Origin of the sequence: Luteibacter anthropi (assembly GCF_023699965.1) — a bacterium.
Classification (GTDB): Bacteria; Pseudomonadota; Gammaproteobacteria; order Xanthomonadales; family Rhodanobacteraceae; genus Luteibacter; species Luteibacter anthropi.
In genome coordinates, this window is sequence record NZ_CP077072.1 from 701,203 (window position 1) to 715,956 (window position 14,754).

Genomic DNA, 14,754 nt, shown 5'->3' on the forward strand with positions numbered 1-14,754 from the left:
CAGACGAAATGCTGAGGGATCAAGAGGCTGCATCCCCCCATTTTAGCAACCCCCGTACGAGCGCGCCTGCGCGCGACCGGCCCCAGAGGGCCGCTCCTCCCTCTCACCCCTTCGGCGAGCCACTCATATGAAGCACCCCCCACCCATGCCCGTCGAGATCGATAAAGCTATGCGAATACATGAAGCCAAGGTCTTCCGGCTCGTCATAGGTGGTCCCACCAGCGGCCAGCGCCTTCGCAACCAGGCTATCCACTTCCTCGCGACTGTCGCATCCGATAGAGAACAGCACCTCAACAGCCTTGCTCGTGTCGCAGATGGCCTTGGGCGTGAAGTCCTTGAACCGTTCGTGCGGGAGCAACATCACCGTGATCGTGTCGCTGATGACGACGGCCACCGCCGTGTCCCCACTGAATCGCGGATCGATCGCGAAACCCAGTGCAGTGAAAAACGTCCGGGACTTCGCCACATCGACGACCGGTAGATTGATGAACAACTGTCTGCTCACGCCCTTCCCCTCAATATGCGCATGACGGTGCGGATACGACCTGAAGCGGGGGCATGCACCGGTTAGCCTCCGAGGCCGGAGTCTATCGTCGTTCGCCCGGGCAGATGTGATACTGCCCTTGAAAATACGCTACGGTGAAAAAGACGACTCGCCATCTTCCATCCCGTGAGTGCGCGGACCTCACACTACTGCTCGTCCTCCGGTCGCAGTTCCGAGAAACTCCAGTCGAAAGCCTCGATGACACTCTTGGCCATGCTGTCCAGATCCCGGCGGTAGCAATGTTGATGAGGTGAGGGAACGACCGGGACGTCGATGGAGAATCCCAGGTCGATCAATCGGGCCTGATACAACTCAACCGGACCATAGCCGTAAAGCAGATTATGCCTGTCCCAGACCACGGTCGCGTTGTCGTGCGGCGAATGACCCCAGAGGTCGTATCGCGCATCCGCACGAAGGAATGTACCGAATTGATCAAGAAATGAGGTCGTCTGCTCCAGCGAAAGCGCTGGACTCTGGTATCGCCCGGGCTGCGCTTCACCACGAGGTGTATGCAGGACATAGAGCAGGAAGTAAGGCGGTGACAAGCAACCAAGCAGGCCTGCGAACAAGGAAGGATCGCCATCCGGCACCCCCGCCACCAGGCGCTTGTTCGTTGCACCGCGATCAGGCACGTGAAAGACCGGCGCAAACGAATGCGCAAGCCATTCACCACCGACAAGACATTCAAGCTTCGTATCTGCTGACACCACTCCCCCATACCGATTGGATTGACAGCCTCCCCCCGCCAGGACTTGCCTGTCGGAAGTCATATGGACGGTTCTCCACTCACGCCATACTGTAACTGCACGATGACGGTAGCATCGACCTGTCCCTCGGCATGTATCCGAGGCGGGCTTGTCGCCCAGGGGAATGGCGTTAAAGACATACACGACCTACAGGGAAACGTTCATGGCGCCAGGTATGGATTCATCAAAGGATGCAACGCAGAGCCGTCGCAACGACTCCTATGTGATCCTGGCCATCGCCCTGTTCTTCGGACTGGGGCACATGCTCACCAATGGCCAGTATGGATTCCACCGGGATGAATGGCAGTTCCTGAGCGATGCGAAGCATCTGGACTGGGGTTTCGTACCCTACCCGCCCCTGACCGCTGCACTGGAATATCTGGGCCTGAACGCGTTCGGGATTTCACTGGTCGGCCTCAGATCATTTTCGGTCATTGCCCAGACCCTGGTGATTTTCGTCAGCGGCGTGATGGCGCGCGACCTTGGCGGCGGACGACGGGCGCAGGTCTTTACCGCGCTCGCCGTCGCGCTGTCACCCATGCCGATCTTCCAGGCCACCGAGTTTCAGTATTCGTCGTTCGACCTGCTGTGGTGGGTGCTGATCGCCTGGGCCACTATCCGCCTGCTGCGTGACGACGAGCCACGCTGGTGGCTGGCCATCGGTGTCTTTGCGGGCCTTGGGCTGCAAACGAAGTACTCGATCGCCTTCGAACTGGCAGGTGTTCTCGCTGGCGTCCTCTTCACCGACGCGCGACGCTATGTAACGAGCCGGTGGTTCTGGACAGGTGGCGCCATCGCGCTACTGATTTTCACACCTAACCTCGTCTGGCTGATCCGCCACGATTTTATTTCCTACCATTTTCTGCAAGGCATCCATGAGCGCGATGTCCGGATAGGTCGTGCGGAAGGATTCCTCCGCGACCAGTTCCTGATAAACGTCAACCTGTTCGCCGCCCCAGTCTGGCTCGCGGGATGGATTGCATACGCCAGAAGCCGCCGCTACCGCATGCTTGCCTGGATGTACGTGGTGCCGCTGGCGTTGTTCCTGCTGGCACAGGGGCGCTACTACTATATGGCCGGCGCTTATCCCGTGCTGCTTGCCATGGGCGCCGTCGTGGGCGATCGCTGGATTCGTTCGCTACGCCCCGGATGGCATGTCGGCATCAGTACACTGGCATTCGTGGGCGTCGCCGTGATCGGGGCTTACGCCATCGTACGTATTGTTCCGCTGGCATCGAGCGGCCCTTTGCGCGACTACGTATTGAACAACAACGATGACTTGCGCGAGGAGATCGGCTGGGAGGAGATCGTCGCGCAGGTCGTTGCCATTCGCGACGCCCTGCCAGCCGAACAGCGGGCGCATCTTGGCATCGTGGTGGGAAACTATGGCGAGTACGGGGCCATCACCCTGCTGGGAGAGAAACACGGCCTCCCACGCCCGATCACTGCGGTCAACTCGGGTTGGCTGCGCGGTTATCCTGATCCTCTGCCTTCCACCTATATCGTGGTCGGGAGTTCATCCGAGCGCGTCGATGAACTTTTCTTCGACTGTCGACTGGCAGGCCACACGTTCAACTCGTGGGGCGTGCGGAACACGGAAAGCATAGACAACCCGGATATTTTCGTGTGTGGGCCAACGCGTGCACCCCTGAGTGAACTGTGGAAACACGGCCCGGAGTTTGGATGATTGCGCCACCGCTTACCTGCCACTGGCAGGTAAGGCGTTGATCGGCTGCGCAGGGCGTCGTCGGATCGACATGAAATGTGATGGCACACCATTCGCCGCGGGTGTTCTCGCCAGGAACGCTCCCGCCTCTGCATCGGCTTTCAACCGGGCATCGAGAAAAGCGGCAACGTAACGGGTCACCCACGCGTAGCCTTGATTGGCCTCGTCGCGACCGTAATCGGCGATCTGGTCCTCGGCAAAGCGCTCGGCACTCTTGCGCCGCTGGAACATCGAACTGAATTCGCCATGCGACATGCCGATCATGTTCACCGTGGTGAGATCGCCATGCTTCCACGCGTTAAGTACGTTAGGCCCGGCCAGGTCTTCGGCCGGACCATCGTAGAACGCCTCGAAATCCTCCAGGTAATTGGGGTATTCGGAGGTAAAGAAGATCAAGGGGAGCGTCATCTTTTCCGGGTGAACGTCCCCGGCTTTTTTAACCAGTCCCGGGAAGTAGCGCATACTCCCATCCATCGATACCAGCGCACGAATACGTGAGTCGTTCGCGGCAGCGAATACGCTGGATATGCCTCCCCAGCTCCAGCTCAGGACAGCCAGCTTCGATACATCCGCATCAGGAAGCGTCCTGGCATAAGACACCAGAAACGAGATATCACGGGCCTGCGCACGAATGCCGGGCAGATCGTCCGTCATGTCGCGCGTCGCCTCCCCCATCGATGGGCTGGCGATCACGACATAGCCCTGACTGGCCAGGTACTCGCACAGGTCGGCGTTCTCCCATGATACTGACGAGTCGCTGGGCGCATAGATCACGACGGGATAGCGACCCTCCGCCGGCACGGCATCACGAACCGCCCATAAGGCAACGGAAGACATACCTTTAAGCTGTTCACGCCACTTGTTGCCTTTGCGTCGGGTGCATCGAATCGAAGTTCACTATCCGCCAACGCGGCGTAGTCGCCAACCGTCATGGGTACTCCCGAATGGAGGCGTGCGGGATACCAGATCAAGGTCTGCAACGGACGATAGCTGCCCTTTGACGGCTTGCCAGCGTTGCTGATCGCAGAAGGAAAGGTACGTGAGCGATCATACTGATCGATGACACGCAGCCCGACAGGTAACGTGCCGGGTTTCTGTAGAAAAACAAAAGTGTCTGCCTGGGCAAATACAGGCATCGCCAGACAAGCCGCCGCTACCGGCAGGCACCAACGAACGAAAAGGTTCATAGATAGTCCACGGGGCGAGGCGACAGCTCAGCCTAGGCTCCCGCCGGGACCGGGACATCTGCTGGAAGTCACCGGGGGCGCAGAGGCCTTCAACGACGTGCACTCTCCCGGACACCGCCGTCCCTGCGCTAGCATGGAGGATCACACGCGCTGGAGCTTCCCCTTGTCCTTCTCCGACCCCAAGGCCGTCGCCCGTTACGCCGAAGGCCCTGTCAGGCAGGTGCCTGGTTTCCTCGGCCTGCAACGGATGACCACGTTGCTGCTGGCCGAAGTGGTACCGCAGGCGGGCCATGTGCTGGTGCTCGGTGCAGGCGGCGGCCTGGAGCTCAAGGCATTTGCCGAGGCGCACGAAGGCTGGCGCTTTACGGGCGTCGATCCCTCCGCGGAGATGCTGAAGCTGGCCAGCGATACGCTGGGCCCTTTCGCATCGCGCGTCGAGCTCCAGGAGGGCTATATCGATACCGCTCCTGCTGGGCCTTTCGATGGCGCCACCTGCCTGCTTACCCTGCACTTCCTCAACGCCGAAGAGCGCCTGCATACGCTGGGCGAAGTGCGTCGCCGCTTGAAGCCGGGGGCCCCCTTCGTGGTTGCGCACCATAGCGTGCCGGGTGACGAGTCGGGCAAACGTCGCTGGCTGGAACGGTATGCGGCGTTTGCATCGGCCTCCGGTGTACCGGAGGCCGATGCGAAGAATGCAGCCACCGCCATCCAGGCCCGTCTGCCGTTGCTGTCCCCCGAAGAGGATACAGCGCTACTGGAAAAAGCCGGGTTTGAGAACGTCGAACTGTTCTATGCCGGCTTCACCTTCCGTGGCTGGGTCGCCTACGCTCCGGCCACTTTGTAGGAGCACGTCTCGCGCGCGACCGGCGTGGCCGATGAATCCTGGTCGCGTGCGAGGCGCGCTCCTACAAGGGCATGCTAGGGCGTAGTCAGTTTCTTCAGCCACGCCCGGGCGTTATCGCTGCCGGGGTTGAGCTCCAGCGCCTTCTGGTAGTTCTTTATGGCAAGCGCCTTGTTGCCTGTGGAGGCATAGGCCTCGGCGAGGCTGTCATAGGCATTGGCCGACTGCGGATACCAGGTCGTGTTGAGCGAGAAAAGCTTGATCGCCTTGTCAGGCTGTTTCATGTCGTGCAGCGCCATGTAACCCATGACGTTCACTTCCTGCTCCGACGGGAGAAAGCGGAAGCCCAGCGTTTCGGAAACCTTGTCGAAATGCCTGCCGATGCTGTCCGGATCATTCAGCCCCTTGGCGAAGGTGAGCTTGTAATCGATAAAGACGAACTTGAGCCCGTTGTACAGCGCCAGCATCGGCACGGAGCCATGCTCTTCGTCGGGGAAGTAATCCAGCTTGAAGCGATCCTTCATGCTGGACGTATCCGACATGAATTGAGCATAGGCATGGATGGCACCCATATGGGCTGCCGCAATACCTTCAAACGGTCCCTTGATGGCTGCCGTATTGGCAAGCGCGATGTAAAGCCGCTGATGTCCCTCGGCCGGAGGTGCTCCCTTCGCCTTGCTGAGCATGACTTCGCCATCCCACCACAACGACGGATCGATGGCGATATAGCCCTGGAAAGCCGATGGCCGGCTCTGGAAGGCATTCACCGTGGCCAGGCCTGCGAACGAATGCCCTGCGAGGACGCGATAGGGCTGCGTCCGGTAGTCGCGGTCGATGGTCGTCGCAAGCTCCGTTTCCAGGAATGACAGAAAGGCAGTACCACCTCCACTTTCACTCAGGTCGCCGATGCCCCCCGTATGGCTAAGGCTATGCGTGGGGCTCATGTCGCGCGTGCGCTTGGTGTTGACGACACCCACGACGATCATTTCAGGTATGGCGTAATTGCCGTTGGCCCCGCCTCCCATGAATTCCGTGGTGGTGGCAGCCATGGCAAAAAAGGTCTCGCCATCCAGCACGTAGAGCACCGGATAATGCTTCTGCTGGTTTCCCGCGTATCCGTAGGATGCCGGCAGATGCACACAGTAACTCCTGGTCTCGTGCAGCACCTGCGATTCGATCGGCTTGCATTGGCCTACGTTGACCGGAACCGGATCGGGCGATGCCCACGCCCCTGTGCACGCAACAGCGGCGACCACCGTTGCGAGCGCATGAACCCACGAACCTTTACGCCTGCTCCCCTTGATCCCTTTGCCAGACATCTCATTCCCCATAAGAAGGCAAGCGCGGACTATACAAGTCCGGGGTCACCGGCAAACATGCCGGAAGGGCTATCACGGTTCGTCAGGTATGCAGCGCACTGCGCGCCGCCTTCCTCAGGGCATCGCCCAGCAGTTGCAGGGTGCCGGAGCGCACCGCGACGTAATGCCAGTAAAGCGGCACGTCGAACCAGCGATCCGGGTCTACCATCACTACGCGCTTGTCCCGCAGCGCGGACTCCACGAGCACATCGGCGGCAAGACACCAGCCCAGCCCCAGGGCGGCTGCATCGACAAAACCCGTGGACGTGGGCAGGTAATGGATGGGCGGTTCCAGCCGGGCGCGCGTGATCCTGCGGACGAAGCGCCATTGCAGTTCGTCCTTGCGACTGAAGACCAGCATGGGCGCCCGGCCGAACGCCGTGGCGCTCAGGCCGTCGGGGAAATAGCGCTCCACGAACGACGGGGACGCGATGGCGTGGTAACGCATGCTGCCCAACGGCATCACGTTACAGCCCTGTAACGGCGTGCGCTCGGCCGAGATGGCCCCCAGCACGGTGCCCCGGCGCAGGTGTTCCAGCGTGTAGTCCTGGTCATCCACCCGCACGTCAAAAAGAAAGCCGTGGCTATCGTGCAGCTCCGCCAGGGCGGGAAGAAACCAGGTATGCAGCGAATCGTCGTTGACCGCCAGCGTGAGCGGGCGCACATGGGCAGCCTTCGCCTCCTCGGGAAGAAAGTCGGCGATGGCCTCGGCTTCCAGGGTCTGCATCGGTCTTACGCGGCGCAGCAGGCGCTCGCCTGCGGAGGTGGGCCGGCAGGGAGACTGGCGCACCACGAGTACCTGACCCAATCGGTCTTCCAGTGCCTTCAGGCGCTGGGAGATGGCCGAGGGGGTAACGGAAAGGCTGCGGGCAGCGGCGTCGAAGCTGCCCTCTTCAAGCACGGCGGCAAAGGCGGCTAGCTGGGGATGCAGGAGATCCATGGGAGCCTCTCTGACGTTAATTAGATTTTCTTAATATGCATCAGGATATTTAGTTTGGCTAATTATCTGCAAACCCGCACCATGGGCCGTCCGCAGTAAAGGTTTCCCGTCATGTATTTCGCCGCTGCCGCCGCTGGCTTTGCCGCCAGCGCGGGCCTCATCATTGCCATCGGCGCCCAGAACGCCTTCATCCTCCGCCAGGGCATCAAGCGCCAGCACATCGGGCTGGTGGTGGTGCTGTGCGCCCTGAGCGACATCGCCCTCATCATCCTTGGCATTGCCGGCATCGGCGCGCTGGTCCAGCAGTATCCGGTTGCCTTGCAGGTCTTCCGTTTCGGCGGCGCCGCCTTTCTTGCCGTCTACGGACTCATGGCCGCCAGGCGCGCCTTGCAGGGCACGAGTGCGCTCACCGCCACCACGGGTGGCCAGCAAAGCTGGAAGCGGGTAGCCCTCACCTGCCTGGCCTTCACCTTCCTCAACCCCCACGTGTACCTGGACACCATGGTTTTGCTGGGCAGCATCTCGACCCGCTACCAGCACGAACTGCGCTGGGTGTTCGCGGCTGGCGCCTGCTCGGCCAGCGTCGTCTGGTTCATCACGCTGGGCTACGGCGCACGCATGATGCAGCCGGTGTTCCGTAATCCACGGGCGTGGCGCGTGCTGGACGGATCCATCGCCGTATTCATGCTGACGTTGTGCACGATGCTGCTCTTGAACCCTCTCGGCTAAGCCATAAGGGCAGGTGTCAGCCGATGTTCTGGCCGATGCGCCAGAGAACGCCAGACGGGTCCGTGATCACGAAATCGCGGATCCGCCAGGGCCTGGTTCAGTCTTTTTTGCCCGGGGGCGTGTGGACGACTTCTTCGGCTTGTCGGCGTTGAACGCTGCTGCCTCGCGAATCAGCGTCTTGAACGCGCTGGCGTCGATCACTTCACCCTCGACGATATCGATGGCACGTCGCACATTTCCATCGAGACTCGAATTGAAGAGATGCAATGGGTCTTTCAGCGATGCCCCTTTGGCAAAGGTCAGTTTCACCTTGCCCTTATAGGTTTCACCGGTGCAGAGAATGCCGCGCTGGGACCAGACCGGGGTACCCATCCACTTCCATTCCTCCAGCACGCCCGGGAGTGCCTCGTGGATGAGACGACGCACTTCCGACAGCGTCTGTCCCCGCCAGTCGCCGAGAACGGCAATGCGCTGATCGATCAGCGCGGAAGCGTCGACCTGGGCAGCTTCTTTACCTGATTCACTCATGAAACAGCTCCGTCAAGGCGATACTTCCTCGTGCGAAGGGCGTGTCTGAAGATCGTAATCGGCCGCTTCGTAGCCTGATGGCTGATCGATCAATGCTTCAGAATTGACGATCAGCCACTTGCCTTCTTCACGGCGCAGATAAACGCGTTGCTTACCAGCGACAGCAAGATGGCGTTTGCCGAAAGGCAGGTCACAGCTGCTGAAAACCATCTCATCGACATCGAGCTGCTTCAAGGGCTTGCCTTTCTCAACGAAATCTATCGCCAATCGATAGCGTGTCGCGCTGGCCGCTCGCCAGTGGCCGTCGCCCTCTGTAACCTCCGACAATGGTGTCGGCGTTCCCACAACGACCAGATGGGCTGCATTGCGATCGCGAGCAAGGACTTCTGCACGAGAGGGGATGATGGCGTCTTCACCCACTTTGCATGCGTGCGCCGGCGTCGCGCCAGCCATCGCGAAGAACATCACGAACACCCATCCCCATCGAGCTCCGTAGCGCATGTGCATCTCCTTGTTGCCCTGCGACGAACCTTAACCCGTATGGTGGCGTATGGCATACGTCCAGATCTGCGTCCCACCGCCCGGCTCAGGGCTCCCAGTGAAACACCTCTTCCAGCGCCTTGCCGAAGACTTCCGCAATGCGAAACGCGCACTCCAGCGTGGGCGAGTACTTGCCGGCTTCGATGGCGGCGATGGTCTGCCGGGTGACGCCCACCCGTTGCCCCAGGTCGGCCTGGGTCATTTCCCCCGCGAGGAAACGCAGGGTGCGGATGTCGTTGGTGAGCCGACGATCAGACACGCCAGCCCCTGCGGTAGCCGAGGATGATCAATCCGTGGTGGACGATCTCGGCGAGGGCAATCGCACACAGGGCTGCATGCACGATCTTCCAGCCGCCAGCACCGAACGGCATCACGCAGCCGACCAGGATCATGCCGGCCATCAACACGTTGTAGGCCATCGCGGCCGAGCGTCCCTCGATGATCAGATCGCGTTCATCGAGCGGATCGGCGCGACGACGGCCGGCCAGCCAGGTGCCTAGCGCGACCAGGCCCAGGATCGACAGGGCCACCGCCAGCGTGCCGATACGCACGCCCGGTGAGGGCTCGCCGCCCTGCGTCTGGATGGCAACGACGCCGGCGTAAGCACCAAGTACCGCCACGAGCGCGCCCACCCAGACCCAGGCAAATCGTTCTTTCGTCAGCATGACCCCATCCCCCACGGTTGGTGATGGAGTCATGTTAATCAAACATCACATGATGTCAAATATTTTTTACATCATGTCTTGGGGAGGTAATCGTTGGCCTCCACCAGGCGGAATCCCGGCGTCTCGGTGACGCATTGCCTCAGCAGGAACGCGTGCCCTGCCCCGTAAATCACCACGATGCGGTCGCCCGGCTTCGCCAGCTGGATCAGGTTGGCGCAGATGGTGAGGTTGCGACGATACCAACCGGTAAGCACGTCCACGCCGGGCTGGCCGTCCTTGCCACCGATGCGCAAGTAGTCGCGGTAATGCCCCTGATCCGCGGCGATCCTCGCCGGATCGTTGAGCAGGCGGAGTATTCCCGCTACGCCATGTTCCTTAAGCGCCGCCTGCTCCTCGTCGAGCGTGCGCATGATCTTTTTGCCCGCCTCCGTCAGCAACCCGGCCTGGCCGTGCGCTTCTGCATAGGCCTTCAGTTCGGGATACGGGAAATCGCCATCGACATCGACGCCGTACACGCCCTTCGCCCCGACCAGCCGGCCCAGTCGAAAGCCCAGCTGCACGCGCTCGCTGGCCGTCGGCGCCAGTGTGCCGTCGAGGTAGCGCGGATACTGCCGTTCGACATCGTCCGCCGACCACTCCACTGCCACCCGGTTGGGCCTGAAGCGCGCCAGCGTCTTCGTCACGGCTTCGATCTCGGCCTGCCGCTTCGGCGCCAGCATGTCGTCCACCTTGAGGTTGTAGATATCCCGCCCGGGATTGGCCATGTGGAACGTGCCCACGATCATCACATCCACCGGCGCAGGCGGGGTCTCCGCCATGACGCTTACCGAAGCCACCGCAAGCGCGCACCCTGCTGCCCAGCGCACGCACGCCGTCCATTCACGCAACTTCACCATCCGTCTGTCCCCTGGTCGTTGGAAGTCGAGAAGGGATGCCCCTGGAGGCCAGGAGGTTTAGGACATGGCCCCGCCATGTGCCAGAAGGCATGGGTGTCTGCGACCGCGCGATGAACACGATTTCGCGATCACCCTTGCGCGCGCAAGCAATCTGCACGAAGCTCGCGCCACCTCGAATTCCCCGTCCGGCGATACGCACATGAACAAGCGACCCTGGCTCATCCATGTGCTCTGGTTCCTCGGCGTGCTCGTCAGTGGCGGGCTGGGCTATTACCTCGGCGGACAGACCGTCGGCTCCGTGCTCGGCCGGCTCTATATGCAGAACCGGCGCAGCTTCCAGTTCGCGGATATCGCCATGACGGTGACGGCGCTGGAGAAAGCCGACCCGGCGTTCTCACGCCGCCGCGATATCGACCGGCTGCGTTTTTCCCTGCTGAACCTTGCCTACCAGGACGGCGAATGGAAATGCACCGAGAACGACCGGCGCATCCTGGTCCGGGCGAAGACCTGGCTGGAGGCCAACCCCGACCAGCAGCTGTCGCCGGACAGCCCCGTGCTGGACGGTCTGAGGATCTGCGACGCGCATTGAGTATTCCTGCACGAACCGGCCGCAGCCACTAGAATGCGGCCCCCGCAGGTCACAGGTCGCACCGCCCCATGCACATCGTCGTCAACGAAGAACTCAAGGCCTACATCGACCCGCTGACCCCGGACGAATACGAATCCCTGGAGCGCAGCCTGCTCACGGAAGGCTGCCGCGACGCGCTGGTGCTGTGGGGCGACACCCTGGTGGACGGGCACAATCGCTATGGCATCTGCCGCAAGCACGACATCCCGTTCCGCACCGTGCAGAACGAGCGCTTCCAGTCCATCGACGACGTGCACCTGTGGATGATCGAACAGCACCTTGGCCGGCGCAGCGTCTCCGATTTCCAGCGCGGCGTACTCGCCTTGCGCAAGCGCGAGATCCTGGCCGAGCGACGTGCCGCCACGGCCGAAGCGGAAGGCCACAAGGACGAACACGACCTGCCGTTCGACCCCACAGGCTCGGAGCCGGCGAAACCGAAGCCCCCGCGCGTCAACCCTGCGGACAGCCGCAAGGAAATCGCCCGCGAGGCACGCATCAGCGCCAACCAGGTCGGCATGATCGAAAAGATCCGCAAGGAGGCCGCGCCGGAAGTGGTGGCCGCCGTAAAGTCGGGCAACCTCTCGATCAGCGCCGCAGCCGCCGTGGCCACCCTCCCCGAGGACGAACAGCGTGCTGCCGCCACGGCGGGCGACAGCGAGCTGAAACAGGCGGCGAAGCGTGTACGCGAATCCAGGCGCAAGCCGCGTGAGAAGCCCAGCGACGACGTCCTGGCCCTGCGCGAGCAGATCGAAGAGCTGGAAGCCGAAAACCGCAACCTGAAGCGCGAGATCGAAACACTGAAGGCCCGCCTGGGCGAAAGCGTGCCGGAAGACGACGTGGAGATGCTGGCGGAGTAAGGTGTACCGGCGGCCGGGAACTTGGGCCGCCCTCCGGCGATCCAAGGCCGGTACACCGGACGCGCCCTCGAGCGTTCGAAGGCCTATCCGCGGAGCATGTCCATGAAACCGATCCTCGTCCTCGCCCTGTTCGTCGCCACCTCTGCCAGCGCCTGGGCCCAGGACGCCGCCAAACCCCTGAACCTCAAGCTTCCTCCGGACTACGTGCCGGCCTCATCCTCGTCCGCTTCCGCGCCGGCACAGACGGGCCAGTCCGGAACGGCCGCCGCCAATGGCGCGAAACCGGGCGAGAACGTGGCCGTCACGCCGTCGCGTCCCAAGGACCCGCCGGGCACCTATTACGGCGATACCACGGGTCGGCTGGCCAACGTTGCGGAAGCCGACGAAGGCCCGCGCTGCGACGATGCCACCTACAACCAGCCGCAGATGCATGGCAGCGTCAGCACCGGCGTGGTCAGTGGCAGCCGTGGCATGAGCGGCAACTACCAGAGCGGTGCCGTGAACGTCACCCAGGCCTTCGGAAGCTGCGACCACCCCACCGGCAGCGTCAGCATCTCGGTTGGCGCGGGCACCGGGCACTTCAACGGCGGGCGTATCCGCTGAGGTCAATCCGCACGGTTGCGGAACACCACGATACGGTCCGGCGCGGTTTCCCCGTCGGGCTGTAACCATGCAAGCCGGGCAAACGTGCGCGTGCAGGGCCCCAGGGTGACGATGCGCAACGGTCGCACTGCTGCCGCCCGTTCCAGCGAAGCCACCACCTCTGCCAGCACGCGACCGATGAACGGCGTGAACAGGTAGACGACATCCACGCCATCGAAACCTATCTCGCGCGCATCGGCGGCCAGGAAGCGCACATCGCCCAGTTCCAGCGCGCTTGCCGCCCGGATAGCGGATGCGACATAGGCCGGCTCGCGCTCCACGCCCAGCGTGCGCGCACCGCTCAGGATGTTCACCAGCATGGCGACGTGGCCCAGTCCCGATCCCAGGTCGAGCACCGTATCCGCCGCGCCGATGCCCGCGCGCTGGACACAATCGACAATGTGCCGGGCCGGCGTCGGCTGGTAGAACACCATGTCCGGCGGCGGGACCGGATCGTCCGAAACGGGTTCGTCGAGCGCCAGCACACCACCCAGGAGGCTATCCAGCGCGTCATAGTGCTGGCCGCGCGGTGACTGCCCATCCAGCCATGGGGCAAGCGCGGCACGCCCTTCGCCTCGTCGTATCGCTTGGCGCAACGATGCGAACAGCCGCTCGTCACAGGCCGCCATGTCATCCAGAAGCCGTTGTCCGCGCGCCTTCTCGTCCGGCGCGGCGTCGCCTGCAAGATACAGATCGAGCCGATCCGCCAGTTCAGCGCGATGCGCGAAGGCCTCCGGCTGTCGCCATTGCGCCGCTGCGTCGATCTGGTCCATCCGTGCGCGGAGGGAATCGATCATACGAGCGAACGCGCGTAGACCGATGGCGCGATGCCCATATGCCGACGGAAAGCGGCAGCGAAAGCGCTCAGGCTGTCATAGCCCGCATCCACTGCCACGGCGGATACGGGCGCACCAGCGGCGAGACGTTCCTGCGCCCAGCGTAACCGCGCCCGCTGGCGCCAGCTGGAAAAATCCATGCCGGTTTCCGCCAGGAAGTGGCGTACGAACGTGCGCGCAGACATGGTGGCCAGAGCGGCCCAGGCATCCTGCCCCCGTCGATCGGCGGGCGTCGCGATGAGGGCGTCGCACACACGACGCAGGCGTGCATCGGCGGGCATGGGCAGCGCCAGCGACGAACGCGGTAGTTCCGTCCATTCGTCCCAGCAGGTAGCCGCGAGACGTTCACGTTGCGGGGTCCATGCACCGTCACCCCGCCACTGGGCCACACGCTCCAGCAGAGCGAGGAACAGGGGCGATACGCCTGCCAGGAAAACCTCCGCGGGAAGATCGCGCCCGGCTCCCGGCAACACGTACATGCTGAATCCCGTCAACGCCCCGTGCGAGCTTGCGGCATGGGGAACGCCAGGCGGCAGCCAGATGGCCTGCCCGGGCCCGATAAACCAGCGGGCGGTGTGCGTCACGACACTGAGCAACCCACGTGTGGTGCCGAACACCTGCCCATGCGGATGATCGTGCATCACCGTATCGCGAATCTCCGGCGCGACGCTCCACCACCCGCTCAACCAGTGCGCGCTGGCGACCGGAGGCAGGGACATGAGGGGCGGCGGGGGCGGATTGGCGTGCACGCGGCGAAGTCTGGCGCGAACGCGGGCGCGCGCCAAGCCCGGCCGCCTCACGCTATGCACACACCCCAAGGAGACCTGTTCATGAAACCCCACGATATCCTCCCCGACGACACGAACAGCGTGGTGCTCGATGGCGTCACGGTCCGCAAGGGCACGGTGGGCGCCTTCATCGTGAATGCCCGTGTGCTTGCCGACGAGGGCAGCGACACCGCAGCACGTGCCGCCGCCCTGGAAGACGCCCTCGCCCTCGTGCCTGCCATGGAACGACTGGGCGTGTTCGATGTGTTCCGTATTTCGGACGAGAGCCTCGCCGCCGCAGTGGCGGCGGTGCGCGATCGTTGA

At 62.8% G+C, this 14,754-nt stretch carries 19 protein-coding genes; 7 read left to right on the top strand and 12 right to left on the bottom strand.

The window, feature by feature from the left end; genetic code table 11:
• Positions 1-103: 103 nt before the first annotated feature.
• Both KR767_RS03195 and KR767_RS03200 read right to left on the bottom strand, forming a co-directional pair.
• A complete protein-coding gene (locus tag KR767_RS03195) occupies positions 104-505 on the bottom strand; it encodes a VOC family protein (RefSeq protein ID WP_250878068.1) in 402 nt (133 codons plus the stop codon).
• A 185-nt stretch (positions 506-690) separates the two neighbouring features.
• A complete protein-coding gene (locus KR767_RS03200; protein ID WP_250878069.1) occupies positions 691-1,251 on the bottom strand; it encodes a hypothetical protein in 561 nt (186 codons plus the stop codon).
• Positions 1,252-1,453: 202 nt separating this feature from the next.
• Between KR767_RS03200 and KR767_RS03205 the strand changes: the two genes are divergently transcribed.
• Positions 1,454-2,977, top strand: a complete 1,524-nt coding sequence (locus KR767_RS03205; protein WP_250878070.1) for a glycosyltransferase family 39 protein — start codon at positions 1,454-1,456, stop codon at positions 2,975-2,977.
• 12 nt (positions 2,978-2,989) lie between these two features.
• On the opposite strand, the gene KR767_RS03210 is transcribed toward KR767_RS03205, so the two are convergent.
• A complete protein-coding gene (locus KR767_RS03210) occupies positions 2,990-3,853 on the bottom strand; it encodes a dienelactone hydrolase family protein (protein WP_250878071.1) in 864 nt (287 codons plus the stop codon).
• A 513-nt stretch (positions 3,854-4,366) separates the two neighbouring features.
• On the opposite strand from KR767_RS03210, the gene KR767_RS03215 reads away from it, so the two are divergent.
• Complete coding sequence (locus KR767_RS03215; RefSeq protein WP_250878072.1) at positions 4,367-5,047, top strand: class I SAM-dependent methyltransferase; 681 nt, start codon at positions 4,367-4,369, stop codon at positions 5,045-5,047.
• 74 nt (positions 5,048-5,121) lie between these two features.
• On the opposite strand, the gene KR767_RS03220 is transcribed toward KR767_RS03215, so the two are convergent.
• Positions 5,122-6,183 (bottom strand): alpha/beta hydrolase-fold protein, encoded by a 1,062-nt coding sequence (locus tag KR767_RS03220; protein ID WP_250878073.1) that lies wholly within the window; start codon positions 6,181-6,183, stop codon positions 5,122-5,124.
• A gap of 262 nt (positions 6,184-6,445) precedes the next feature.
• The gene (locus KR767_RS03225) at positions 6,446-7,342 is read right to left on the bottom strand and encodes a LysR family transcriptional regulator ArgP (RefSeq protein ID WP_250878074.1); all 897 of its coding nucleotides are present in this window, start codon (positions 7,340-7,342) and stop codon (positions 6,446-6,448) included.
• Between the two features lie 111 nt (positions 7,343-7,453).
• Here KR767_RS03225 and lysE point away from each other — a divergent pair, with 111 nt between their 5' ends.
• Complete coding sequence (gene lysE / locus KR767_RS03230; protein WP_166951490.1) at positions 7,454-8,071, top strand: L-lysine exporter; 618 nt, start codon at positions 7,454-7,456, stop codon at positions 8,069-8,071.
• A gap of 66 nt (positions 8,072-8,137) precedes the next feature.
• On the opposite strand, the gene KR767_RS03235 is transcribed toward lysE, so the two are convergent.
• The 5 genes from KR767_RS03235 to KR767_RS03255 form a co-directional block, all read right to left on the bottom strand.
• A complete protein-coding gene (locus tag KR767_RS03235) occupies positions 8,138-8,599 on the bottom strand; it encodes a DUF1801 domain-containing protein (protein ID WP_250878075.1) in 462 nt (153 codons plus the stop codon).
• Positions 8,600-8,611: 12 nt separating this feature from the next.
• Entirely contained in the window at positions 8,612-9,100 is a 489-nt protein-coding gene (locus KR767_RS03240; protein WP_250878076.1) for a hypothetical protein, read from the bottom strand.
• A gap of 85 nt (positions 9,101-9,185) precedes the next feature.
• Positions 9,186-9,341, bottom strand: a complete 156-nt coding sequence (locus KR767_RS03245; protein ID WP_250879217.1) for a helix-turn-helix transcriptional regulator — start codon at positions 9,339-9,341, stop codon at positions 9,186-9,188.
• A gap of 49 nt (positions 9,342-9,390) precedes the next feature.
• Positions 9,391-9,804: a DUF2178 domain-containing protein gene (locus tag KR767_RS03250; RefSeq protein WP_250878077.1), complete on the bottom strand. Its 414-nt coding sequence runs from the start codon at positions 9,802-9,804 to the stop codon at positions 9,391-9,393.
• 71 nt (positions 9,805-9,875) lie between these two features.
• On the bottom strand, positions 9,876-10,622 hold the full coding sequence (locus KR767_RS03255) for a DUF5694 domain-containing protein (protein ID WP_250878078.1): 747 nt from the start codon (positions 10,620-10,622) through the stop codon (positions 9,876-9,878).
• A 277-nt stretch (positions 10,623-10,899) separates the two neighbouring features.
• On the opposite strand from KR767_RS03255, the gene KR767_RS03260 reads away from it, so the two are divergent.
• The 3 genes from KR767_RS03260 to KR767_RS03270 all read left to right on the top strand — a co-directional run bounded on the left by KR767_RS03260 (position 10,900) and on the right by KR767_RS03270 (position 12,788).
• Complete coding sequence (locus tag KR767_RS03260; RefSeq protein ID WP_166951474.1) at positions 10,900-11,289, top strand: hypothetical protein; 390 nt, start codon at positions 10,900-10,902, stop codon at positions 11,287-11,289.
• A gap of 68 nt (positions 11,290-11,357) precedes the next feature.
• Positions 11,358-12,185, top strand: coding sequence for a plasmid replication/partition related protein (locus tag KR767_RS03265; protein WP_250878079.1), 828 nt, complete (start codon positions 11,358-11,360; stop codon positions 12,183-12,185).
• Positions 12,186-12,287: 102 nt separating this feature from the next.
• Positions 12,288-12,788, top strand: coding sequence for a hypothetical protein (locus KR767_RS03270; RefSeq protein ID WP_345779892.1), 501 nt, complete (start codon positions 12,288-12,290; stop codon positions 12,786-12,788).
• A gap of 2 nt (positions 12,789-12,790) precedes the next feature.
• Here KR767_RS03270 and KR767_RS03275 read toward each other — a convergent pair whose 3' ends face one another.
• Both KR767_RS03275 and KR767_RS03280 read right to left on the bottom strand, forming a co-directional pair.
• Entirely contained in the window at positions 12,791-13,624 is an 834-nt protein-coding gene (locus KR767_RS03275) for a methyltransferase domain-containing protein (RefSeq protein ID WP_250878081.1), read from the bottom strand.
• Positions 13,621-14,382 carry an AraC family transcriptional regulator gene (locus tag KR767_RS03280; protein ID WP_250878082.1) on the bottom strand — a complete coding sequence of 254 codons (762 nt, stop codon included), beginning with the start codon at positions 14,380-14,382 and terminating at the stop codon, positions 13,621-13,623. The genes KR767_RS03275 and KR767_RS03280 overlap by 4 nt, the downstream gene beginning before the upstream one ends.
• 111 nt (positions 14,383-14,493) lie before the next feature.
• Here KR767_RS03280 and KR767_RS03285 point away from each other — a divergent pair, with 111 nt between their 5' ends.
• Positions 14,494-14,754, top strand: coding sequence for a hypothetical protein (locus KR767_RS03285; protein ID WP_250878083.1), 261 nt, complete (start codon positions 14,494-14,496; stop codon positions 14,752-14,754).